This window comes from Pseudomonas sp. EA_65y_Pfl1_P113, from assembly GCF_963970525.1.
GTDB lineage: Bacteria > Pseudomonadota > Gammaproteobacteria > Pseudomonadales > Pseudomonadaceae > Aquipseudomonas > Aquipseudomonas tritici.
The window spans coordinates 1-474 of record NZ_CAXAQM010000479.1 but is presented as its reverse complement, the minus strand read 5'-3'; the positions used below and the strand labels follow the sequence as shown (position 1 = coordinate 474).

Sequence of the window (474 nt, the reverse complement as noted above, 5' to 3'; positions counted from 1 at the left end):
GGTGCGGAGATAGAGATTGAGCCGACGGTCAAAGGCGCGCTCGGTGGCGTTCTTGTAGACCGAAGACAGCACGACCCCGGTGATGGCGAGGATCACCACCAGCCAGGCGGTCGCCGACAGGAACAGGCGGTTGGCAAGCGAGCTAGCGCGCATCGGCAATGTTCCGGCGGGCGCCGGCTGGGTCGGCATGGACGATCATGACGCGACCAAGGCCCCCTGTCCGGCCACCCGTCAAGCCCGCATCGCGTCAGGCGCCTTTTTCAAGCCCCTTTTCGGGCGTCTTGGCCGGCGGCGTCAGCAGATAGCCGAGGCCGCGGACCGTCTGGATGATATCGACGTCCAGCTTCTTGCGGATACGGCCGACGAAGACCTCGATGGTGTTGGAGTCGCGGTCGAAATCCTGATCGTAGAGATGCTCGACCAGTTCGGTACGCGACACCACGCGACCAGAGTGATGCATGAGATAGGCCAGGA

Annotated in this window: 1 protein-coding gene; it reads right to left on the bottom strand. The window is 63.7% G+C overall.

What is annotated here, in order from left to right; translation table 11 throughout:
- Positions 1–247: 247 nt before the first annotated feature.
- Positions 248–474: helix-turn-helix domain-containing protein (locus AACY52_RS30665; protein ID WP_339561440.1), on the bottom strand; the 227-nt coding region annotated here is incomplete at its 5' end.